Below are 21,741 nucleotides of genomic sequence, written 5' to 3' on the forward strand. Positions count from 1 at the left end.
CGTGATCTACAGTCCTCCCGCCAGTTCGTCTGCGACGTCCAGCACGTGCTTTCCGGCCACGACGGGCAGGCACTTGCCTGTCACGGGTCCGATCCTGGCCGCCCAGCGCCCGGGCACGCCGTGCTCTCCCCGCATGGCTCCTGTGATGGCCCCGGCGATGGCGCCGATCGTGTCGGCGTCCCTGCCCAGGCTCACCCCGAACGTCACGGACGCCTCGACGTCGCCACCGCCCGCCAGCACCGCCGCCAGCGCCAGCGCCACGGCCTCGGGCGCCACGTCGGTCCAGGGGTAGTGCTCGACGACCACGGCCTCGTGCAACGCCTCGACGAGCCCGGCCTCATCGTCCGCGCCCGGCCTGCCCACCGCACGGGCACGCGCGATGTTGCGGGCCGTCCAGGAGTCGGCGGGGATCACCGACAGGGCGGCCGTCACCGCATCCTCCGGGGAGGCACCGCCCATCGCGGCCGCGACCGCCCCGGCGACCGCGCGGCCGCCCAGGATGCCCTCGCCGGACCCGCTGACCAGCCCGTCCTGCTCCACCAGCCGGGCCGCTTCCCAGGGGTCCCCCGGGCAGAAGATCCCGTACGGCGCCGCGCGCATGGCGAGCCCGTCCGACCACCCGTGCGAGTGCACCAGCCCGGTCAAAGGCGGCTCCAGGCCGCGGCGAAGCGCTTCGACGGTGCCCAGCTCGGAGAACCCGGCCCCCCGCATGGGCCCGGAGACCCGCGGGATGACCTCCTGCCGGTACGCGGCGGCCACGTCGGCGTAAGTCAGCGTGTGCCCGTGCCGGACCAGCAGGGACGCGGCGAAGATGGCGTACTCCGTGTCATCGGTCCCCCCGCCCTCGATCTCGGTGAGCCGGCCCCACCGCCGCCGGATCTCCGACGGCGGCAGGTTCTCGGCCGGGGCTCCGAGGGCGTCCCCGGCGGCGAGGCCGAGCAGACACCCGCGGGCTTTATCCCGAAAATTCACCGCTGGTACCGCTCCAACACCTTGTTGCCGTCCTCGACCAGCTTCGAGGCCGCCTGGTCAATGGTGATCTTGTTGCCGAAGTACTCCTGCAGCGCGGGCGTCGCCACCTTGCTCTTCCACTCGTCGAACCCGTTCACCTTGAGGAACGGCGCCACGACGAGGTTCTTGGCGGAGGCGGTGGCCACGTCCCAGCCGTTCTCCTCGGTGGTCATCGCCGGGTCGGCGGCGGCCGTCTGGGAGGTCGGCAGGAGCCAGTCGCCCTTGGCGAGCTTGGCCTGGTTCGCGCCGTTCAGGAAGAACGCGATGAACTTCATGGCCTCGTCCGCGTGCTTGCTGTCCTGGGAGATCGACAGCGTCTGCGAGACCGCTCCCTGCTGGGCGCTCGTGCCCTTCGGCGCGGGGAGCGTGACCCACTCGAACTTCTCCGGAGCCTGCTCGGCGACCTGCTGGCGCAGGTACACGCCCGCGGGCAGCAGCGCGAACTTGCCCTGAAAGAAGGCGGGCAGCGGGTCCGCGGTACCTTGGCCGAGAGCGGTCGGGTCGGCGGACTTGTCCTTGTAGAGCTGGTCGTGGATGCGCTGGAGCACCTCACGCTCCTCGGGCCCGACCTTGACCGTGGTCTTGCCGTCGGCCGTCTGGAAGAACGTGCCGCCGAAGTTGAGCGCCAGGTTGAGCGTCTTGTTGACCGGCGACTTCATCGCCCAGGCCACGCCGTACGCGCCGCCCTTGGTCATCTTCTTGGCCGCGGCGGAGAACTCGTCCCACGTCCAGGGGTTGTCGGACGTCGGGACGCGTACGCCGGACGCGTCGAGCAGCTTCTTGTTGGCGATGATGACCTGCGACTCCTGCAGGAACGGCACGCCGTACACGCCCTGCTCGCCCTTGCCGCCGTCGAAGGTGACGGTGTCCCAGGCGGCCTGCGGGATGTCGCTCTTGAGCTCGGCCGGCAGCTTGTCCTTGATGTCGAGCAGGTAGCCGTCGGAGGCGAATCCGGACAGCGCGGGCGAGTCGTTGTGGATCACGTCGGGCGCAGTGCCGCCGGCGAACTGGGTGACGAGCTGGTCGTTGACGTTGTCCCAGCTGCCCTGGACGTAGTTGACCTGGATGTTCGGGTTGGCCTTGTTCCACTCGTCCACGATCTGCTTGTTCGCGGCGATGGACTCCTTCTGCCAGGCCAGGCTGAGGAAGTCGAGCTTCACCGGCTCGTTCTTGGAGGAGGACGAGGATTCGCCGCCGCCTCCGCCACTGCCGCACGCGGCGGCGAGCGCGACGATCGCAGCCGCCGCCAGAGCGGATTTGATTCGCATATGAGCCTCCTAGCCCTTGACGGCGCCGGCCATCAGGCCGGACTTCAGTCGCCGCTGAATGATTGCGAAGAAGATCAGGCTCGGGATCGTCGCCATGAGCGACGCCGCGGCCAGCGGGCCGAGCCTGGCCACCCCCTCCGGGCCGGTGAACCTCACCAGCGTGAGCGGGAGCGTCATGACGTCGGGGTCCTGCAGGATCACGAGCGCGAACAGGAACTCGTTCCACGACGAGATGAACGAGAACAGCAACGTGGCCACCACGCCCGGCGCCAGCAGCGGCGCGACCACGCTGGCGATCGAGCGCAGCCGGGACGCGCCGTCCACCGCCGCGGCCTCCTCCAGCTCGGGCGGCACGGCGCGCACGTACCCCTGAAGCATCCACAGCGCGAACGGCAGCGTGAACGTCACGTGCACCACCACGAGCCCGGGCAGCGTGTTCACCAGCGACAGGTCCCGCAGGATCATGAAGAGCGGGATGATGATCAGGATGAACGGGAACACCTGGCTGACCAGCACCCACCCGGTCGCGATCCGGTTGATCAGACCGCGGTAGCGGGCCATGGCGTAGGCGGCGGGCAACGAGATCAGCACCGTGATCGCGCTGCTGAACAGCGCCACGATCAGGCTGCGCACCGCCGCCCCGACCAGGTCCTGCTCCCCGAACGCGTCGGCGAAGTTGGCCAGCGTCGGGTCTCGCGGGATCCACGTGGGGTCGGCCAGCGCCATCTCCCGCGGCGTCTTCAGCGACGTGGACAGCAGCCACACCAGCGGGAACGCCAGGAACACGATGAACGCGGCCAGCGCGGCGTACTGCAGGACGCGTCCGGCGATCCTCATTTGGCCTCCCTCATCTGCCGCCACAGGTACACGCCGAGCACCGCGAGCACGACGATCGCCATGGCGACGCCGAGCATCGAGGCGTATCCGGCGAACCGGTACCTGAACGCCTCCTCGTAGGCGAAGAGCATCGGCAGCCGCGTATGGCCGCCGGGACCGCCTTGCGTAAGCACGTACACCAGGCCGAACTGGTTGATGTTCCACACGAAGTCGAGCGAGGTGATCGCCACGATGACGGGCCTGAGCTGCGGCAGCGTGATGTTCCAGAAGCGCCGCCAGGCGCCCGCGCCGTCCACCTCGACCGCCTCGTACAGCTCCTTCGGGATGCCCTGCAGGCCCGCCAGCAGCACCACAGTGGTCTGCGGCATGCCGGTCCAGACGCCGACCACGATGATCGCGGGCAGCGCGAGCGAGAAGTCGGCCAGCCAGTCGATGTCCGTGCCCAGCAGGCCGTTCAGGATGCCGGCGTCGGGGTGGTAGACCAGCTTCCACATCAGTCCGATGACCACGGGCGGCATCGCCCACGGCACCACCGCCAGCACCCGGGCCACGCTCCTGAACCTCAGGTTCTGGTTGAGCAGCAGCGCCAGGCCGAGCGCGGCCAGGAACTGCAGCACGGTCACGGAGACCGACCAGATCGCCCCGATCTTGAACGAGGACCAGAAGTCGCCGTCCGCGAGCAGGTCGGTGAGGTTCTCCAGGCCGACGAAGCTCGTGTCGTGGTTGCGTACGTTGCGGGCGTCGGTGAAGGCCAGGCCGATGCCGTACAGCAGCGGGCCGACGCTGAACAGCAGCACCGGCACCAGGGCGGGCAGCATGAGCAGCCACATCTCGCGCGTCCTGCGCGAGATCCCGCCGCGTCGCACGCGCGGCCCGCGCGGCGGCGCCGCCCTCGTCACGGTCGCCGTCACGCGTCCTCCTTGGTCAGGTCTGTACGGGTACGGCTCGCGCTCTCGTCCCCGGCCGGACGGTGCGCGTTCTCGTATTCGGCGCCCATCGTGGAGGCGCGGACCACGAGGCGGGGCGGCACGGTGACCAGCCTGGGCCCGCGGTCGCCGCCCTGCAGCCGCTCGAGCAGCAGCTCGGCGGCGGCCTTGCCGCGCTCGGCCGACCCCAGCGAGACGCTGGTCAGCGAGGGCCAGGAGGCGGCGGCCAGGTCGGTGTCGTCCATGCCGACCACCGCCACGTCGTCCGGCACCCGGCGCCCCGCGGCCCGCAGCACGTCGAGCGCGCCCAGCGCGATCAGGTCGTTCGCGCACAGCAGCGCGTCCACGTCCGGGACCCTGGCGAGCAGCTCCGCCACCGCGCGGCCCCCCTCCGCGCGGTAGAAGTCGCCGATCTGCACGAGGTCCTCGTCGTAGGGCACGCCCAGGTCCCGCAGCGCCTCCCGGTAGGCGTCCCCGCGAGCGGCGCCGGGCACGGTGTCCAGCGGGCCGTTGACCATGGCGATCCTGCGGCGGCCGAGCGAGTACAGGTGATCGACCGCCAACCGGACGCCGGTCCGCGAGTCGGCCCGTACGTTGTCCACGCGGGTGCCGTCGGGCACGGACCCGATGATCACGACGGGCGCCCTGGCGGCGGCCAGCATCTCGAGGTGCGCCTCGGTGACCCGCAGCGGGCTCATGATCAGCCCGTCCACGTACCGCTCGCCCAGGCTGTGCAGCACGTCGATCTCGTCGGCCACGACGGCGTCGGTGGAGTGCAGCACGAGCCGGTATCCGGCGGCCTTCAGCACGGGCTGGATCTCGCGGAGCATGGCCAGGTAGGCGGGGTTGCCGACGTCGGCCATGGCGAAGGCGACCTGGTGGGTGCGGCGCGACTTGAGCGACCTGGCCACGGCGTTGCGCACGTAGCCGAGCTCGTCGGCGGCGGCCATCACCTTGCGCACGGTCTCCTGCCTGGTCGGCAGGCCGTTCAACACCCGCGAGACGGAGGCGATCGAGACACCGGCGCGCTCGGCGATCGTGTTGATCGTGGGTCCGTCGGCCAAGGTTGTCCTTCCATGGTGTTGTAAACGTTTACGACAAAGACTCTGTAAACGTTTACCGTGCTTGGCACATGAAACATGGAGGTAACATCCCAGGTCAAGTCACGATCGCGTAACACCAGGTCAAAGCCGATTTCCCAAGTTCCGTCCAGGGCCACGGTGGATCCGTCGCCCTGCATGGCGTGCGGTTCGTCGACTGGCTGGTCGCCTCGGACACCGCGGCCTGACCGGTGGCGGAGGAAGCGAAAGGGCCGAGTGCTGTTACCCAATGGGACAGTCCTCACGATCCTGCCTCCACGCGCCTCGGGTGGCCGCGCGAGTCAGTCGCGGGCGGGGGCGGGCGCGTTGATGACGGGCTGTGCGCCGGCGGGAGCAGGTGAGAGGCGGTTCAGGGAGCGGATGGCCGGGGTGCCGGCGAGGGCCACCACGGCGGCCAGGACCGCGGGGATGATCAAGGCGATCGGGAGCGAGGACGCCTCCGCCACGTAACCCAGCACCGCCGGCCCCAGGAGGAGGCCGCTGTAGCCGAAGGCGGTCACCATCGCCAGTGCGCGCCCCACCCGGCCGCCGGCGGCGCCGACCGCGCTGAACAGGACCGGGACCACGGTGGCCAGGCCCACGCCCGCGAGGGCCCAGCCGGCCCAGGCGCAGACGACCCGCAGGGGGCCGGTCGCCACCGGCGACGCCAGGACCAGGACGTAGCCGGCCGTCGCGAAGAGGCCGGCGAGCTGGATGGTGCGCACCGAGCCGAGGCGGGCCCTGATCGGGTCTCCGAGCAGGCGGATGGTGGTCATGGCCACCGAGAAGATCGTGTACGCGAGCGGCGCCATCGCCGGATCCGTCCGCAGGATCCAGCGGGCGTGCAGCGCGGCCCAGTCGATGGCCGCGCCCTCACTCAGGTGGCCGGCGAACGCGGCCAGGCCGAGGAGCGCGATCAGGCCCCAGCCCAGCGACGAGCCCCCCGAAGCGCCCGGCTCCGACGAGGAGGCGTGCGCGGGCGGGTCGGGCAGCAGCAGGCGTGCCGCGGGGACGTACAGGAAGGGCACCACCAGCGCCGCCGCGATCAGCAGCCACTGCGGGTCCACCCCGGCATTGAGCATCAGCGAGGTGAGCCCGCCCCCGGCCGCCCCGCCCAGACTCCACGTGCCGTGGAAGGCGGAGATGATCGGGCGGCCGTAGCGGCGCTCGACCTCGACGGAGTGGGTGTTCATGGCGACCTCGGTCACCCCCAGCCCGATCCCGAACAGCACCGCGAGCACCACCAGAGCCCAGTACGAGGGCGCGAGGGCGGGGCCGAGCAGGACCACCCCCGAGAAGGGACCGGCAAACCAGCACACCCGGCGGCTCGACCACCTGTCCACCAGCGGCCCGGCCAGCAGCATCGACACCAGCGCGCCGCCCGAGATCAGCAACAGGACACTGCCCAGCCGGGCGGGGCCGAGATCGAGCCGGTCGTTCAGGGACGGGAGCCCGGCGGCCCACAAACCCATCACGAACCCGGCGAGGAAGAAGAACCCGAACACTCCGGCACGAGCACGTCTGGCATCAATGAGGCTTTTGTTCACGGCTAGAGCATAAACTGTGGACCGTGATTGGTGCTACGACGAGTGGCGAGCTTCGCGCGCACAACCGGGTACGGCTGCTGCGCGCCGTGCATGACTGCGGGGCCACCCGCACCAGGTCGCAGCTGACCCGCGACCTGCACCTGGCGAGGGGGACGGCGTCAGTGCTGGTCGCCGGCCTGGCCGAGCACGAACTGCTGCACGAGGAGCCCGCGCGGGAGCATGGGCGAGGGCGTCCGACGCAGGTGCCGGGGCCGCATCCGCGCGGACCGCTCGCGCTCGCCGTGGACGTACGGGAGGACGCCTGGGAGCTGGCGGCCTGCGAGCTGGGCGGGCGGACGACGGTGCTCGGTCTCCAGCCGCACGACGGCACCCCCGAGGGCACTCTGGGGCCCCTGGGCGACGCCATCGCGGCCCACAGGCGCCGCCTCGGCCACCGAGTCGTCGGCGTCGGGGTGGCCCTGGCGGGCCCGGTACGGCACGGCGGCCTGGTGGACATCGCCCACCTGGGATGGCGCTCGGTCGACGTGCCACGGCTGCTCGGGACGAAGGCGCCGATCGTCGGGAACGACACGGCGTTCGCGGCGCTGGCCGAGGCGCGGCGTGGGCGGCTGCAGGGGGTGCGAGTGGGGCTGCACCTGCACGTGGACTTCGACCTCGGCGGCGTCCTCGTGGTGGAGGGACGGCCGCTGGGCGGGGCGAGCGGCACGGGAGCCGAGTTCGGCCACATGCCGCTCACCGGCGGCGACCGGCCCTGCCCGTGCGGCGCGACCGGCTGCTGGAGCATGGACGTCGGCGCGAACGCCCTGCTCCGCCACGTCGGACTCGCCTACGGCGGCGGCAGGGGGCGGGCCCAGGCGGAGGAGGTGCTGGCCGGCAGCGAGGAGGCGGTCGCGGCCAACGCGAGAGCGCTCGGACGCGGCATCGCGGCCCTCGTGAACGCCCACGACCCCGAAGCGGTGACCCTCTCGGGCCACGGCGTCGAGCTGTACGGGCGGGCCGGGCAGGCCCTGATGGAGAGCTGCGTGCCCGGCCTCATGGCGATCCGCCGCGACCACCCGCCCAGGATCGAGGGCTCGGCACTGGGCTGGCGGGGCGCGCTGCTGGGCGCGATGGAGTCGGTGTTCGACGCCTTCCTCACTCCGGAAGGCCTCGAAAGGTGGCGCGAAAACCACCCTGACCAGGGTCGCGACACGCCCGAGCGGAGCAATGTGACGCATTCCACCCTGAAGGGGGCGAAGCCGCTATAGGCGGTGCCCGTTCCGCCCCATGCTAGCGATCTTGCCGTGCAGGGCCAAGGGGCTGTACGCATGGAGGGGAAAACCATCACGACCTCAGCGATCCGAGGGAAGCACGCGTGAATCTGGAACTCGCGCTCCGCATGACCGAGGCGGCCGTCAGGCAGGCGCTGCGCGAAGGCGTGGCGATCTCCGCGGCGGTCGTGGACGAGGGCGGCCATCTGGTGTCCTTCCAGCGTATGGAGGGTGCGGAGATCGCGGGACCGATGCTCGCGCAGGGCAAGGCGTACACCTCGGTGGCCCTGCGGGGGTCCACCACGGAGCTGGCCGCGCGAACGGCTCCCGGAGGGGACCTGCACGGCCTGCCGCGGGAGGGGTTCGTGTGCATCGGAGGCGGCATCCCGCTCTGGGCGGACTACGGTGAGGGATGGCGCGTGGTCGGCGGCATAGGGGTCAGCGGAGGCACGGTCACGCAGGACGTGGCGTGCGCGGAAGCGGCCGCCGAGGTGTGGCGGACACGTTGAGCGGTCGCTTTCCGCAACACGAACCGCTGGTATCCGCCATGATTAGCCACTGCACCACGGGTAACAGAATCCCGAACGTAAACTCCCCGAGGAGAGAACTGAGATGGCACTTCCCACTCTCACCCCCGAGCAGCGTCAGGCGGCTCTGGCCAAGGCGGCCGAGGCGCGTGCCGCCCGCACCGCTCTGCTCGCCAAGGTCAAGGCCGGCGAGCTGACGTTCGCTCAGCTGCTGGAGCGCGACGACGACATCGCGAAGAAGATCAAGGTCTCCCAGGCGCTCCGCGCCGTCAAGGGCGTCGGTCCGGCCAAGGCCACCGCGCTGATGGAGGAGGCGGGCGTCGACGAGAAGCGCCGCCTTGGCGGCCTGGGCGCCCAGCAGCGCAAGAAGCTGGTCGACGCGCTCGGCTAAATCCCCCGAGCGGCCAGGTCCGCGCGCGGCGCCGCGCGGACCGGCCAGCCAACCGTCGCGGCCGGAGGGGGGACCGACGGCCGCGAAAGGATCAGGAACGCAAGTACGTCAGTACGGCGAGCACCCGCCGATGCTGGTCGCTGTCCTCCGCGTAGAGGCCGAGCTTGTTGAAGATGCTCCTGATGTGCTTCTCCACGGCGCCGTCACTGATCACGAGCTGCCGCCCGATGGCCGGATTGGACTTCCCCTCGGCCATCAGCCCGAGCACCTCCCGCTCCCGCGGCGTCAGCTGCGCCAACGGGTCGTCCTTGCGCCTGCGCACCATCAACTGGGACACCACCTGCGGATCGAACACCGTGCCGCCGGCGGCCACCCGCCGTAGGCCCTCCAGGAACTCGTCCACATCGACGACCCGGTCCTTCAGCAGGTAGCCCACCGCGCCCCGGGCGTCGGCGAGCAGGTCGTCGGCGTAGGAGACCTCGACGTACTGCGACAGGATCAGCACGGGCGCCCCGGGGACCCTGCGCCGCGCCTCCACGGCCGCCTTGAGCCCCTCGTCGGTGAACGACGGCGGCATGCGCACGTCGACCACCGACACGTCCGGCTTGTGCTCGGCGATCGCCGCCACGAGGGCGTCGCCGTCACCGACGGTCGCGACCACCTCGCAGCCGAACTCCTCCAGCAGCCTGACCAGGCCCTCCCTGATCAGGACCGCGTCATCGGCCACGACTACCCGCACGGCACCTCCGCCACGATCAACGTCGGCCCGCCGTCCGGCGACTGCACGCTCAGCTCCCCGTCAACGGCGCGGAGCCGGTCGGCCAGGCCGGCGAGACCGTGTCCCTTGGCGACGTGTGCGCCGCCGACCCCATCATCCCCGATCGTGAGCATGAGCACGTCGCCGATGCGGGTCAGCTGGACCGTGCAGATCGTGGCGCGGCTGTGCTTGGCCACGTTGGTGAGGGTCTCGGCGCAGACGAAGTAGACGGCGTTCTCCACCGCGGCCTGATAGCGCTCGACGGTCTGCACGTCCAGATCGACGGGGATCGTGCAGCGCCCTGCCAGGGCGGCCAGCGCGGGCGCGAGGCCGCGGTCGGACAGGATGGGCGGCGCGATGCCGCGCGAGAGCGCACGGAGCTCGTCGAGCGTCTCGCGGGTGGCGGTGATGGCCGACTTGATCGTGGCCTGCGCCGCCTCCGGATCCTTGGCCATCTGCCGCTGGGCCCTGGACAGCTCCATGGCCAGCGAGACCAGCCGCTGCTGCGGCCCGTCGTGGATGTCACGCTCCAGCTTGCGCAGCGCGTTGGCCTCGGCGGAGACGGCGGCGGCCCGGCCCTCGGCCAGGTCGTCGATGCGCTCCTGCAGCTCGGCCACGCCGGTCAGCAGCGCCCGGCCCAGCCCGGCCCGCAGCAGCGCGGCGCCGCGCACCGCGAACGGCAGGATCAGCGCGAAGACCAGGCCGAGGGAGACGTAGAAGATCGAGTTGACGGTGTAGCCGTCGCCCAGGCCGAGCAGCTCGGGCAGCTCCTCGTTGCCCTGGATGCGCGAGGTGACGATGCCGTACAGCGGGTAGGTCAGGCCGGCCAGCGGGATCGCCCAGAACACCACCGTGACCACGAACGACGCGATGGCGAACGGCAGGTTCAGGATGCCGTGCAGCATGTCGAGCCAGGACTGCCCGCTGGTCAGCGGGTTGACGATCCGGCGGAAGCGGCCCGCGCCGGGCGGGGCGGGCCTGTAGCGGGGCCGTACGGGCGGCCGCTCGAGCACGTCGGACAGCCAGCCGCGCTCCGCGTCGGCGAAGCCCCGCGCCGTCATCAGCGTGCCGGCCAGCAGCGGCACGCCCACCCATACGACCGCGGTGCCCACGCCGGCCGCGAAGCCGGCGATCATGATCACGAAGCCGATGACGGCTGTGGGGAAGCCGAGCAGCGTGTAACGGGTGTCGAGTAGGACACGCCTCATCCGGGAGCGCATGGCATTCACGGTATGGCCTCTGATCGTCCGAGACGAGCGGGTGCACAGGTGTGCGGAGGTAGGGCCAGCCCTACCACGCAGGGTGATGTGATCTCGACCGCAAGAGGGCGGCGAGCGGCACTGTGCGTGAAGGCCCGCGACGGGAGCCTTGAACCATCCGCTTCCCCGCCGAATCGAGGCTCCCCCATGACCGTCCTGCTGGACCGCCCCATCGCCCCAGTGAGACAGCCGAGCACACAGCCGGGCCGGACGGCAGGCACGCGTGCGGCGGTGCGGGACCCGTTCATCGACCTGCTTCGTGTCTTCGGCATGGCGCTGATCGTGTTCCAGCACTGGACGATCCCCGTGCTGACCTACCAGGGGGGCCGGCTGGCCACGGGCAACGCGCTGTCGACGCCCGGCGTGTGGGTCGTGACGTGGCTCAGCCAGGTCATGCCGCTGGTGTTCTTCGCGGGCGGCGCGGCGAACGCGATCAGCTTCGGCCGCTCGGGCGGGAACCCGCAACGGTGGCTGGCGGCCCGGCTGCGCCGGCTGGCCTGGCCGCTGCTGCCCCTGGCGGCGGTGTGGATCCCGCTTCCCCACGTGCTGCTCACGCTGGGCGTGCCCGAACAGCCGCTGGAGGTGGGCGCGCGGCTGACCGGCCAGCTCCTGTGGTTCCTGGCCGTCTACCTGATCGCCGTCACGGCCACCCCGCTCGCGCTGCGCCTGCACGAGAGGTACGGCCTGCTGGTCCCCGCGTCGCTGGCGGCCGGGGCGGTGCTGACGGACGTGATGCGCTTCTCGACCGGGTTCGACGCCATCGGCTACCTGAACGTCGTGTTCGTCTGGCTGGCGGTCCACCAGCTCGGCTTCTTCTACGCCGAAGGGCGCCTGCGTCGCCCGTGGGCACTCGCTCTCGGCGGGTTCGGCGTTGCGGCGCTGCTGGTGGCGTACGGCCCGTACCCGGGCAGCATGATCGGCCTGCCGGGCGCCGAGGTGTCGAACATGGCGCCGCCCACCCTGGCCATGCTGGCCGTCGGGATCGGGCAGGTCGGGCTGGCCGCGCTGCTGCGGCCGTGGCTGGTGCGGCTGCCCACGGAGCGCCTGCTGGCCTGGGCGAGCCCGCGGATCATGACCGTGTACCTGTGGCACATGCCGGCCCTGTTCGCGGTCACCGGCGTGGTGGTGGTCCTGCTGGGCATCGACACGCCGAGGCCGGGCAGCGCGTTCTGGCTCGCGGGGTGGCCGGTCTGGCTCGGGCTGCTGTGCCTGGTCATGTGGCCGCTGCTGAAGGGCTTCGCCAGGTTCGAGGCGCCGCCCGCGCTGCCGTACGGGCAGGCCGGGTGGGGCGGCACGCTCGCGGCGGTCGCGCTGGCCGGCGGCGGGGTGCTGACGCTCACGGTCGGCGGGTTCGCGCCCGGCGGCGGGCCGTTCCTCGCGGTGCTCGCCCTGCTGGGCGGCCTGCTGATGACGGCACCTCGATCACGGACGTGAGGATCCGGAAACACCCCTGTCACATTGCGTTTAGCAGAATGTCGGCCATGACGAACATTCGGGGCCTTGTCGAGGCCGACCTGCCTGCCGTCACCGACATCTACGCCCACTACGTGACCGGCAGCGTGGCCACGTTCGACGAGACGCCGCTCGGGCTGGACGCGTGGCGGGCGAAGGCGGACGGCATCACGGGCGCGGGGCTGCCGTTCCTGGTGGCCGAGGTGGACGGCGCGGTCGCCGGATACGCCTACGTCTCCCAGTACCGCCCCAAGCCCGCCTACCGGCACACGGTCGAGGACACGATCTACCTGGCTCCCGGCTTCACGGGGCGGGGGCTCGGCAAGCTGCTGCTCGGCGAGCTGATCAAGAAGACCGGCGAGACCCCCGCCCGTCAGATGATCGCGGTGATCGCGGACTCGGGCGATCCGGCCTCGGCGCGGCTGCACAAGGCGTTCGGGTTCGAGGAGGCCGGGCGGCTTCGGGCGGTGGGATTCAAGCACGAACGCTGGATCGACACGGTGCTGTTCCAGCTCCCTCTTGGCTAGAGCGGTTCGACCACACGGCAAACTTCGGCAGGATAGAGAGCGTGAGCCTTCTCCTTGACCGCCTGCCCGAAGACATCGACGCCGAACCGGACGCCATCTTCGACGCGTTCGTGCAGTGGAACTCCGAGCGGGGGCTCACCCTCTATCCCGCCCAGGAGGAGGCCCTCATCGAGGTCGTCTCCGGCAGCAACCTGATCCTGGCCACGCCGACGGGCTCGGGCAAGTCGCTGGTGGCCGCGGGCGCCCACTTCACCGCGCTGACGCGCGACCAGCGCACCTTCTACACCGCACCGATCAAGGCGCTGGTGTCGGAGAAGTTCTTCGACCTGTGCGCCATCTTCGGCACCGAGAACGTCGGCATGATGACCGGCGACGCCAGCGTCAACCCTGGCGCGCCCATCATCTGCTGCACGGCCGAGATCCTGGCCAACGTGGCCCTGCGCGACGGCGCGGCGGCCGACATCGGCCAGGTCGTCATGGACGAGTTCCACTTCTACGCCGAGCCCGACCGCGGATGGGCGTGGCAGGTGCCGATCCTGGAGCTGCCCAACGTGCAGTTCATCCTGATGTCGGCCACGCTCGGCGACGTGTCGATGTTCGAGCGCGACCTGACCAGGCGCACCGGGCGGCCGACGTCCGTGGTCAAGCACGCCGAGCGGCCGGTGCCGCTGGTCTACTCGTACAGGATGACGCCGCTGCACGAGACGCTGGAGGAGATGCTCAAGACCGGGCAGGCGCCGGTCTACGTCGTGCACTTCACGCAGGCGGCGGCGATGGAGCGGGCCCAGGCCCTGATGTCCATCAACATGGCGACGAAGGCCGAGAAGGAGGCCATCGCCACGATGATCGGGGGGTTCCGCTTCACCACCCGGTTCGGGCGGGCGCTGTCCCGGCTCGTGCGCCACGGCATCGGCGTCCACCACGCCGGCATGCTGCCGAAATACCGGCGCCTGGTGGAGCGGCTGGCCCAGGCGGGCCTGCTGAAGGTCATCTGCGGCACCGACACCCTCGGCGTCGGCGTCAACGTGCCGATCAGGACGGTGCTGTTCACCGCGCTGTCGAAGTACGACGGCAACAAGGTTCGGCGGCTGCGCGCCCGCGAGTTCCACCAGATCGCGGGCCGGGCCGGCCGGGCCGGGTTCGACACCATCGGCTACGTCGCCTGCCAGGCCCCCGAGCACGACATCGAGAACGCCAAGGCCCTCGCCAAGATCGGCGACGACCCCAAGCGGCGGCGCGGCTACGCGCGCAAGAAGCCGCCGGAGGGGTTCGTGGGCTGGAGCGAGGACACGTTCCAGAAGCTCCAGGAAGCGGAGCCGGAGCCGCTCAACTCCCGCTTCAAGGTCAGCAACGCCATGCTGCTCGCGGTGATCAACCGGCCCGGCGACTGCTTCCAGGCGATGAAGCACCTGCTGACCGACAACCACGAGGACCGCAAGTGGCAGCGGCGCCACATCAGCCAGGCCATCGCGATCTACCGGTCGCTGCTGGCGGGCGGCATCGTCGAGCAGTTCGCCGAACCCGACGAGCAGGGCAGGCGGGCCAGGCTGACGATCGAGCTGCAGGAGGACTTCGCGCTCAACCAGGCGCTGTCCACGTTCGCGCTGGCCGCGTTCGACCTGCTCGACCGCGAGTCGCCGTCATACGCGCTGGACATCGTCTCGATCGTGGAGTCGATCCTCGACGACCCGCGCCAGATTCTGTCGGCGCAGCTGAAGAAGGCGCGCGGCGAGGCGGTCGCGCAGATGAAGGCCGACGGCATCGAGTACGAAGAGCGCATGGAGCAGCTGGCCGAGGTCATGTACCCCATGCCGCTGGAAGACCTGCTGCTCGGGGCCTACGAGACCTACCGGCACGGGCATCCGTGGGTGGGCGACTACACGGTCAGCCCCAAGTCCGTGATCCGTGACATGTACGAGCGGGCCATGACGTTCGGCGAGTACATCCAGTTCTACGAGCTGGCCAGGTCCGAGGGCACGGTGCTGCGTTACCTGGCCGACGCCTACCGCACGCTGTCGCGTACGGTGCCCGAGCACCTCAAGACCGAAGACCTGGTCGATCTGATCGAGTGGCTCGGCGAGCTGGTCCGCCAGGTCGACTCCTCGCTCATCGACGAGTGGGAGAAGCTGACCAACCCGGCCGAGGCGCTGGAGCAGCAGAACCAGCTCGAGACCAAGGTGCGCCCGGTCACGGCCAACCCGCGGGCCTTCCGCGTGCTGGTGCGCAACGCGATGTTCCGGCTGGTCGAGCTCTGCGCCATCGAGAAGGAGGACGAGCTGGAGGAGCTCGCCCCCGACGTCGACTGGGGCGCGGCGCTGGATGCGTACTACGCCGAGCACGAGGAGATCTTCACCGACGCCGACGCGCGCGGGCCCGCGCTGCTGCGGATCGAGGAGGAGAGCGGGCTCTGGAAGGTCCGCCAGACGGTCAAGGATCCGGCCGGCGACGGCGACTGGGGCATCGACGCCCAGGTCGACCTGGCCGGGTCCGATGAGGAGGGCCGCGCCGTGCTCCACGTGATCGGGCTCAACCGGCTCTGAGGCACCGCGCCGGGGGCGCTGGGGCTGCCCCCGAAGCCCAATGCAACCCCAGAAAACGACAAGCCGTGTGCCGGAACGGACTGGCAAGGGCGCCCCGGCACACGCCTGTCGATTCAGTGTCGTCCGGAATACGTCGGGGTCGTGTCATGATCGTGTCCCAAGATCGAGACATTTCCCGCAATCAGCAATCGGCGATGGTGCAGATCTTTGCGAGCATGCGCTTGGTGTCCCGCGTCTGCTGCCCGAAGTCGTCCTTTCGGGGCTTACCCCACTCGCCGGCCACGGTGTAGAGGATCAGGGCGTTTCCGCGACGGGTCACGACGGCCCGCTCGCCGCCGACGCCCGGCTTCCTGCCCTGGTATGCCTGGCCGGTGACGTTCAGTGCCTTGTCACCGAGGCTCACCGCGCGGGCGGCATAACGGTAGCCGGACCTGGAGCAGGAGCGCGCGGCGGCCTCCACGTCGCGCATGGCCTTGCCCGCGGCCGCGGCCGAAGAGTAGAGGATCACCTGCTCCGACTTGGAGTAGTCGGGCACCGCGGTGTAGATGAGCGTCCTGGCCTGCGTGCGGCCGCTCTGGCCGAGCTTGGCCTTCTGGCACGGGTTCACGACGAGGGTGGCCGTCTTCTTGCCGCTGGCTGTCCAGTTCGTCTCGGGGTTCTTGTCCTTGGTGGCGGCGGCCTCCTCGTACAGCAGGAAGTTGTTCGGGATGGCGACGGCGACGGCGAGTAACAGCGCTGAGATCATGGGACAAAATGGTATGGGTGAACGACGATGAGATCAGGCGCGTCCTCGGGCTGCTCTACCAGGAAGACACGTTACGGACCTTCGCCGCCCTCGTGCTCGGTGACGATGACGGCCAGTCGCCCAAGGCGCTGCGGAAGCTGGCCGCCGGCGGCCTGGCGGCGTGCGACGAGAGCGGCAAGTGGAAGGCCACGCCCGAGCGCTTCCGTGAGCTGCTGCGGGCGCGGGCCGAGCCGGCCGAGGAGCTGAGCGCCGAGGAGCGGGTGCTGCGCACGTTCCTGGTGGACGGGCGGCTGACGACCATGGGGATGCGGCGCGACAAGCGGCTGGTGGTGCTGCGCTACATCGCCATGGTGTTCGAGCCCGGCGTGCGCTACCCGGAGAAGGACGTGAACGTGGCCCTGCGGGCGTTCCACGACGACTACGCGGCGCTGCGCCGCTACCTGGTGGACGAGGGGCTGCTGTCCAGGGAGGGCAACGTCTACTGGCGCAGCGGCGGGCCCGTCCAGATCTAGCGCGGGTGGCGGAGGTTGCTGGTCCAGGCGTCGAGCTTGGCCTGCCAGCGCTCCGGGTCCTCCGGCCGACCCGGCACGCCCGGCCGGGTCTGCCAGGGCAGGGGTCCCTCCGCGTGCCGGTACTCCACGCCGAGTGCGTCCAGCCGGGGCAGGTGCGCCGCCAGCCGCGCCCGGAAATCGTCCAGGTCCCGTTCGGGTGAGCTCCACACCGTCTCGGAGAATGCCGCCAGCCGGGGGAAGGCCATGTAGTCGGCGTGCCGGCTGGAGTCGATCAGCTCCGTCCAGAGGCCGCACTGCGCGCCCAGCACGTGGGCGGCGGCCGGTTCGCCGCGCAGGCCGGCGGGCACGGGCTCGAAGGCGTAGACGTCCTCCAGCGTGAGCACCGTCCCGAACGGCACCGGCTCCTCCTCCCCCGGCCCCTGCCGGTAGTCCAGGTAGAGGCTCGTGTTGGAGCAGTTGATCACGTCGTGGCCGCTCCTGGCGGCGGCCACCGCGCCCAGCTCGCCCCGCCACGACGCGACCACCGCGCCGGGCGCCAGGCCGCCCTCCAGGATCTCGTCCCAGCCGACGAGCCGGCGCCCGCGCGTCGTCAGGTAGGCGTCGAACTGGTGGATGAACCAGCTCTGCAGCTCCTCCTCGTCCCGCAGCCCCAGCTCGGCGATGCGCCGCTGCGCCGCGGGGCTCGCCTTCCACTGGTCCTTGCGGCACTCGTCGCCGCCCAGCACGATGTACGGGCTGGGGAACAGCTCGAGCACCTCGTCCAGCACGTCCTGGAAGAACTTGATCGTGCTGTCCTCCACGTTGAGCACGTTCTGGCCGACGCCCCAGCCCGTGCGCACCTCCAGCGGCGTGTCCAGGTTGCCGAGCTCCGGGTACGCGGCGATGGCGGCCTGGGTGTGCCCCGGCAGGTCGATCTCGGGGACGACCGTGACGTGCCGGGCCGCGGCGTACGCGACGATCTCCTTGATGTCGTCCTGGGTGTAGTAGCCGCCGTGCGGGCGGCCGTCCATGGCGCCGTTCCAGCCGATCTGGCTCTCCTTGCGCCACGAGCCGACCTCGGTGAGCCTCGGGTAGCGGCGGATCTCGATCCGCCAGCCCTGGTCGTCGGTGAGGTGCAGGTGCAGGACGTTCAGCTTGTGCAGGGCGATCAGGTCGATGAAGCGGAGCACGTCGCGCTTGGTCATGAAATGCCGGGCGACGTCGAGGATGCAGCCGCGCCACCCGAACCTCGGCGCGTCCTCGACGTACGCGCCGGGCACCTCGAAGGGCCCGCGCGCGGCCTTCCTGAAAGCGGCGGGCGGCATGAGCTGCCTGAACGTCTGCGCCCCGTAGAACGCCCCGGCCGGCCCGCCAGCGACGATCTCCACCGTGGAGCCGACGGTCAGCCGGTACGCCCCCGGCGGCAGATCGCCGAGCGCCAAGGTGATCGTTCCCGGGCCCCCTGGCAGCAGCTCGCCTCCGGTGACGGGGGCGAGCTCACCGCGCAGCCAGGCGGCCACCTCGCTCAGCACCGGGTCGGCGGCCAGCGAGGTATCGCGGTCGAGGACGAACGCCCCTGGCCGGGACTCGTGCTTGACGGGCTTGGGAACGATCAACAACGGCAAACTCCTTACTTACAGGTGATGGCAGCGTCGGCGAAGTCGGCGTGGTCGGAGGTCGCGTTGTCGCCTCCGTTGGTGGCGACCAGCCGGACATATCTGGCGCCCTCGACGGACGCGGTGACCTTGCGGGCGGGCATGGCGCCGGTGAGCACGCCCGAATGGGCGACCCGGCCCCCGTCGGCCCAGACCTCGAAGTCGGCCGAGCCCGCCGAACCGACCTCGTCGTCGATCCCGGCCTGGAACTCCACGGTCGAGCAGCGCCCGGCGGTGTAGAACTCGATCTCGGCGGGCGCGTGGGCGCCGAGGCCCTTGGCGTACGTGACGCCCTCGATGGTGATCGGCTTCCCGTCGCCGGCCGCCTTGTCACCGTTGCTGGTGTCCTTCTCGACCGGGCCGAAGTAGTTCTTGGCGCTGGTCCAGGCCACGTCGCTGAGGTACGTACGCCCCGAGCCGGGCGCCGTGGCGACGGTCACGACGGCCACGGCGCTCTGCGTGCCCTGCGTGAAGGTGAGCTCGTAGTTCCCCGGCGTGGCGCCGGCGGGCGGGGTGACGGCCCATTTCACGGTGAGCGTCTCGCCGCCGTCCAGCTTGCCGGTCTTGGCGGGCGTCCGCGCGGCGGCCTGCCACCCGTCCGGTACGCGGGCCGTGACCTCGACGTCGCGCAGGCGTGCGGTGGCCCCCGTGTTGGTGACCTTGGTCAGGATCTCGCCCGTCTTGCCCGGTTCCAGCACCGAGGGCCGGTCGTCGCCGAGGAACTTCGGCGGGTCGGCCTCGAACGTCACCAGCGGCGGCGCCTGCTCACGGCTTTCGCCGACCCGGTAGAGCAGGGCCGCGTGCGCGGGAACGTGGGCCGCCAGGTCACCCTTGGACGAGGTGACCGCGCCGCTCCACAGCTCCTCGACCCGGTAGCGCGAGCCGCCGAGCTCGGTGGAGATGGTGGCCGAGCGGTCGCTCTCGTTGAACAGCGCGACGGCCCGGTCGCCGTCGGCCAGCGGCTTGGACAGCACGTGGTACCAGCCGTCGGTCTTCACGAACGTGCCCTGCGCGCCCAGCGGGTCCTGGTCGACCGCGACGACCTTCGGGTTGGCGACGATCGCGGGCGGCGCCGCGGCCGGGTCGGCCTGCAGGACCAGCGGCGACGCGCCGATCGCCCAGAGCGTGAACTGCGCGCGGTACTCGGTCTCGGTCATCCCGCCGCGCCCCGCCTGGATCAGGTCGGGGTCGGCCCAGCTGCCCGGGCCCGCGTACTCGGCCCTGAGCTGGTTGAACTCCCAGATGTCCACCATCGTGACGTACGAATCGGCGATGGGGCGGTTGTAGACGTTCGTGCGCCAGGTGGTGGCGCCCGCGCTCTTGCCCCAGAGCCACGGCACGGTGCTGCCGTCCTCGTTGTTCATGGCGAACGCGACGTCAGCGCCGAGGGCCTGGCGCATGCGTGGGTAGAGGGCCTCGCCGATCTGCTGCACGTTCTGGCCGGGGAAGTCGGCCGTGGGGATGTTGCACCAGTCGTACTTGACGTAGTCGACGCCCCAGCCCTTGACCTGCTCGGCGTCGGCGGCCTCGCTCTTGTACGAGCCGGGGCCGCCGCCCGAGCAGGCCTTGGTGCCGGCCGACAGGCTGAGGCCCAGCTTGATGCCCTTGCCGTGCACGTAGTCGGCGAGGGCTTTCACGCCGCCCGGGAAGCGGGCGGCGTCCGGGGCCAGGGCGCCGTTCGTGCGCTGCGCGGCCAGCCAGCAGTCGTCGATGATGACGTACCGGTAGCCGAGCGGGACGAGGGGCACGAGGGCGTCGGCGGCCTTGCGTACCGACGACTCCGAGACCGAGCAGCCGAGGGAGCGGCTGCTCCAGCCCATGGGCGGGCCGGATGCGGCTTCGGCTGCGCTCGATAACGGCACGAAGGGCATGGCGAGGAGGGCCGCCGCGGCGGCGGCCGTGAAGATGCGCATGGGAGTCCTGTCAGGCGGGGTTGAGTCTGGGGACGCCGGGCTCGATGACGAAGGAGCCGGAGGTGTAGGCGGGTGCGTACGGCTCGGTGACGCGTGACAGCGAGCGGAAGTCGACCTTCATCTCCTGCTGGGTCAGCCGGGCGCGCACGTAGCCGCGGCGGCCGTTGAAGAACTTCACGTGCGGGTTCTCCTTGAGCAGGACCTGCGTGTTGGGGTACTCGTCCAGGCCGTTGCCCGCGCTCGTCACCGAGGTGGTGACCAGCTCCACGGCGACGGACTTCGACTCGGGGTCCTGGTGGTCGCGCTTGACCTCGCCGGCCCAGTGGGAGTGCACGTCGCCGGTGAGCACGACGGCGTTGCGCTTGTAGGTGTCGATGGCGGCCGTCAGGCGATTGCGGGAGGCGACGTATCCGTCCCAGCCCTCGTTCGAGTAGCCCTTGCCCTCGCCGTTGGTCCAGTCCATCTCCATGAGGAAGACCTGCTGCCCGAGCAGGTCCCAGGTGGCGCGCGAGCCCTTCAGCTCGCCGTCCAGCCAGGCCTCCTGGTCGCGGCCCAGGATCGTCCGGTTGGGCTCGAGGCGGTCGAGGCAGTCCGGGCCGACGGTGCCGCTCTTGCCGGTGCACGCGTACAGGTCGCGGTACTGGCGGGTGTCGAGCAGGTGGAGGTTGGCGACCGCGCCCCAGCGGATGCTGCGGTAGAGCTTGAGCGCCGGGCCGTTCGGCTTCTGGGCGCGGCGCAACGGCATGTTCTCGTAATACGCCTGGAAGGCCGCGGCCCTGCGCGGGAGGAACGGCGGGTCGGGCTGCTCGGGCACGTCGCCGGCCCAGGCGTTCTCGATGTCGTGGTCGTCCCACACCACGACCCAGGGGGCGATGGCGTGGGCCAGCTGCGACTCGGGGTCGGCCTTGTGCTGGGCGTGGCGCAGCCGGTAGCCGGCCAGGTCGAAGCACTCGCCGCCGGCCTGGTCGCGGACCGGGTACTTGTAGTCGCCGTACTCGTAGATGTAGTCGCCGAGGAAGGCGATCAGGTCGGGCTGGTCCTCGGCCATCCTGCGGTACGGCGTGAACCAGCCCACCTGGTAGTCCGCGCAGGAGGTGAACGACAGGTTCAGCGCCCGGCTGCGGGAGCCGCGGGCCGGGGCGGTGAGGGTGCGGCCGACAGGGCTGAGCTCGCCCTCGGCCCTGAAGCGGTAGAAGTACTCGGCGCCCGGGTCGAGGCCTTCGAGCTCGACGTGGACGCTGTGGGCCGCGTCGGGGCGGGCGACCTCGGTGCCGTTCCGTACGACATGCCGGAAATTTTCGTCTTTGGCGAGCTGCCACTGGACCGGCACCGGGCGATCCGGCATGCCGCCGAGGCCGTCGAGCGCGATCGGGTTCATGGCGAGCCGGGTCCACAGGACCACGCCGTCAGGCGTGGGCTCGCCCGAGGCGACGCCGAGCTGGAAGGGGTCGGATACAGGGGCGCGACGGGCCGCCGCCCGCACGGGGGCAGCGCCCAGTGCGGCGGAGATGCCCAGGCTCGCGCCCCCGGCGAAGAGTGAACGCCGGGTGATCATGGGGGTCCTTA

At 70.9% G+C, this 21,741-nt stretch carries 19 protein-coding genes; 7 read left to right on the forward strand and 12 right to left on the reverse strand.

Annotated features, from left to right (window positions below):
- Positions 1-6: 6 nt before the first annotated feature.
- From ACQPWU_RS37065 to ACQPWU_RS37090, 6 genes are all read right to left on the reverse strand, one after another.
- On the reverse strand, positions 7-972 hold the full coding sequence (locus ACQPWU_RS37065; RefSeq protein WP_433430068.1) for an ADP-ribosylglycohydrolase family protein: 966 nt from the start codon (positions 970-972) through the stop codon (positions 7-9).
- On the reverse strand, positions 969-2,279 hold the full coding sequence (locus ACQPWU_RS37070; RefSeq protein WP_433430069.1) for an ABC transporter substrate-binding protein: 1,311 nt from the start codon (positions 2,277-2,279) through the stop codon (positions 969-971). Before ACQPWU_RS37070 ends, ACQPWU_RS37065 begins: the two co-directional genes overlap by 4 nt.
- 9 nt (positions 2,280-2,288) lie before the next feature.
- Complete coding sequence (locus ACQPWU_RS37075; protein ID WP_433430071.1) at positions 2,289-3,116, reverse strand: carbohydrate ABC transporter permease; 828 nt, start codon at positions 3,114-3,116, stop codon at positions 2,289-2,291.
- Positions 3,113-4,027 (reverse strand): carbohydrate ABC transporter permease, encoded by a 915-nt coding sequence (locus ACQPWU_RS37080; RefSeq protein ID WP_433430072.1) that lies wholly within the window; start codon positions 4,025-4,027, stop codon positions 3,113-3,115. Before ACQPWU_RS37080 ends, ACQPWU_RS37075 begins: the two co-directional genes overlap by 4 nt.
- On the reverse strand, positions 4,024-5,106 hold the full coding sequence (locus ACQPWU_RS37085; protein WP_433430074.1) for a LacI family DNA-binding transcriptional regulator: 1,083 nt from the start codon (positions 5,104-5,106) through the stop codon (positions 4,024-4,026). The genes ACQPWU_RS37080 and ACQPWU_RS37085 overlap by 4 nt, the downstream gene beginning before the upstream one ends.
- Before the next feature lie 317 nt (positions 5,107-5,423).
- A complete protein-coding gene (locus tag ACQPWU_RS37090) occupies positions 5,424-6,668 on the reverse strand; it encodes an MFS transporter (protein ID WP_433430076.1) in 1,245 nt (414 codons plus the stop codon).
- A 23-nt stretch (positions 6,669-6,691) separates the two neighbouring features.
- Here ACQPWU_RS37090 and ACQPWU_RS37095 point away from each other — a divergent pair, with 23 nt between their 5' ends.
- From ACQPWU_RS37095 to mihF, 3 genes are all read left to right on the forward strand, one after another.
- Positions 6,692-7,915: an ROK family protein gene (locus tag ACQPWU_RS37095; protein ID WP_433430078.1), complete on the forward strand. Its 1,224-nt coding sequence runs from the start codon at positions 6,692-6,694 to the stop codon at positions 7,913-7,915.
- Positions 7,916-8,022: 107 nt separating this feature from the next.
- Positions 8,023-8,427 (forward strand): GlcG/HbpS family heme-binding protein, encoded by a 405-nt coding sequence (locus tag ACQPWU_RS37100; protein ID WP_360695481.1) that lies wholly within the window; start codon positions 8,023-8,025, stop codon positions 8,425-8,427.
- 103 nt (positions 8,428-8,530) lie between these two features.
- Positions 8,531-8,836, forward strand: coding sequence for an integration host factor, actinobacterial type (mihF, locus tag ACQPWU_RS37105; RefSeq protein ID WP_043641121.1), 306 nt, complete (start codon positions 8,531-8,533; stop codon positions 8,834-8,836).
- A gap of 91 nt (positions 8,837-8,927) precedes the next feature.
- Here mihF and ACQPWU_RS37110 read toward each other — a convergent pair whose 3' ends face one another.
- Complete coding sequence (locus ACQPWU_RS37110) at positions 8,928-9,575, reverse strand: response regulator transcription factor (RefSeq protein WP_433430080.1); 648 nt, start codon at positions 9,573-9,575, stop codon at positions 8,928-8,930.
- Positions 9,566-10,801: a sensor histidine kinase gene (locus ACQPWU_RS37115; RefSeq protein WP_433430081.1), complete on the reverse strand. Its 1,236-nt coding sequence runs from the start codon at positions 10,799-10,801 to the stop codon at positions 9,566-9,568. Before ACQPWU_RS37115 ends, ACQPWU_RS37110 begins: the two co-directional genes overlap by 10 nt.
- A gap of 198 nt (positions 10,802-10,999) precedes the next feature.
- On the opposite strand from ACQPWU_RS37115, the gene ACQPWU_RS37120 reads away from it, so the two are divergent.
- Genes ACQPWU_RS37120 through ACQPWU_RS37130 form a run of 3 tightly spaced genes read left to right on the forward strand, consistent with a single transcriptional unit; the run spans position 11,000 to position 15,371 of the window.
- Positions 11,000-12,286: an acyltransferase family protein gene (locus ACQPWU_RS37120; RefSeq protein WP_433430083.1), complete on the forward strand. Its 1,287-nt coding sequence runs from the start codon at positions 11,000-11,002 to the stop codon at positions 12,284-12,286.
- 47 nt (positions 12,287-12,333) lie between these two features.
- Positions 12,334-12,831 (forward strand): N-acetyltransferase family protein, encoded by a 498-nt coding sequence (locus ACQPWU_RS37125; RefSeq protein ID WP_433430084.1) that lies wholly within the window; start codon positions 12,334-12,336, stop codon positions 12,829-12,831.
- Positions 12,832-12,863: 32 nt separating this feature from the next.
- Positions 12,864-15,371 (forward strand): DEAD/DEAH box helicase, encoded by a 2,508-nt coding sequence (locus ACQPWU_RS37130; RefSeq protein ID WP_433445383.1) that lies wholly within the window; start codon positions 12,864-12,866, stop codon positions 15,369-15,371.
- Positions 15,372-15,552: 181 nt separating this feature from the next.
- Here ACQPWU_RS37130 and ACQPWU_RS37135 read toward each other — a convergent pair whose 3' ends face one another.
- Positions 15,553-16,116 carry a hypothetical protein gene (locus tag ACQPWU_RS37135; protein ID WP_433430085.1) on the reverse strand — a complete coding sequence of 188 codons (564 nt, stop codon included), beginning with the start codon at positions 16,114-16,116 and terminating at the stop codon, positions 15,553-15,555.
- Between the two features lie 8 nt (positions 16,117-16,124).
- Here ACQPWU_RS37135 and ACQPWU_RS37140 point away from each other — a divergent pair, with 8 nt between their 5' ends.
- Entirely contained in the window at positions 16,125-16,628 is a 504-nt protein-coding gene (locus tag ACQPWU_RS37140) for a DUF2087 domain-containing protein (RefSeq protein WP_433430086.1), read from the forward strand.
- On the opposite strand, the gene ACQPWU_RS37145 is transcribed toward ACQPWU_RS37140, so the two are convergent.
- The 3 genes from ACQPWU_RS37145 to ACQPWU_RS37155 are packed head-to-tail and all read right to left on the reverse strand — an operon-like array spanning position 16,625 to position 21,730.
- Positions 16,625-18,226 carry a beta-N-acetylhexosaminidase gene (locus ACQPWU_RS37145; RefSeq protein ID WP_433430087.1) on the reverse strand — a complete coding sequence of 534 codons (1,602 nt, stop codon included), beginning with the start codon at positions 18,224-18,226 and terminating at the stop codon, positions 16,625-16,627. The two genes, ACQPWU_RS37140 and ACQPWU_RS37145, sit on opposite strands and share 4 nt — an antisense overlap.
- 11 nt (positions 18,227-18,237) lie before the next feature.
- Positions 18,238-20,175, reverse strand: coding sequence for an NPCBM/NEW2 domain-containing protein (locus tag ACQPWU_RS37150; protein WP_433430088.1), 1,938 nt, complete (start codon positions 20,173-20,175; stop codon positions 18,238-18,240).
- A 10-nt stretch (positions 20,176-20,185) separates the two neighbouring features.
- On the reverse strand, positions 20,186-21,730 hold the full coding sequence (locus ACQPWU_RS37155; protein ID WP_433430090.1) for an alkaline phosphatase D family protein: 1,545 nt from the start codon (positions 21,728-21,730) through the stop codon (positions 20,186-20,188).
- Positions 21,731-21,741 lie beyond the last annotated feature (11 nt).

The sequence above is a fragment of the Nonomuraea sp. CA-141351 genome (assembly GCF_050944675.1).
In the GTDB taxonomy this organism is placed as follows: domain Bacteria; phylum Actinomycetota; class Actinomycetes; order Streptosporangiales; family Streptosporangiaceae; genus Nonomuraea.

Bases quoted from the DNA above. Each gene is read 5' to 3' on its own strand.
- ACQPWU_RS37070 (WP_433430069.1), bottom strand. From the start codon at position 2,279: ATGCGAATCAAATCCGCTCTGGCGGCGGCTGCGATCGTCGCGCTCGCC.
- ACQPWU_RS37075 (WP_433430071.1), bottom strand. From the start codon at position 3,116: ATGAGGATCGCCGGACGCGTCCTGCAGTACGCCGCGCTGGCCGCGTTC.
- mihF (WP_043641121.1), top strand. From the start codon at position 8,531: ATGGCACTTCCCACTCTCACCCCCGAGCAGCGTCAGGCGGCTCTGGCC.
- ACQPWU_RS37115 (WP_433430081.1), bottom strand. From the start codon at position 10,801: ATGAGGCGTGTCCTACTCGACACCCGTTACACGCTGCTCGGCTTCCCC.
- ACQPWU_RS37120 (WP_433430083.1), top strand. From the start codon at position 11,000: ATGACCGTCCTGCTGGACCGCCCCATCGCCCCAGTGAGACAGCCGAGC.
- ACQPWU_RS37125 (WP_433430084.1), top strand. From the start codon at position 12,334: ATGACGAACATTCGGGGCCTTGTCGAGGCCGACCTGCCTGCCGTCACC.
- ACQPWU_RS37135 (WP_433430085.1), bottom strand. From the start codon at position 16,116: ATGATCTCAGCGCTGTTACTCGCCGTCGCCGTCGCCATCCCGAACAAC.
- ACQPWU_RS37140 (WP_433430086.1), top strand. From the start codon at position 16,125: ATGGTATGGGTGAACGACGATGAGATCAGGCGCGTCCTCGGGCTGCTC.
- ACQPWU_RS37150 (WP_433430088.1), bottom strand. From the start codon at position 20,175: ATGCGCATCTTCACGGCCGCCGCCGCGGCGGCCCTCCTCGCCATGCCC.
- ACQPWU_RS37155 (WP_433430090.1), bottom strand. From the start codon at position 21,730: ATGATCACCCGGCGTTCACTCTTCGCCGGGGGCGCGAGCCTGGGCATC.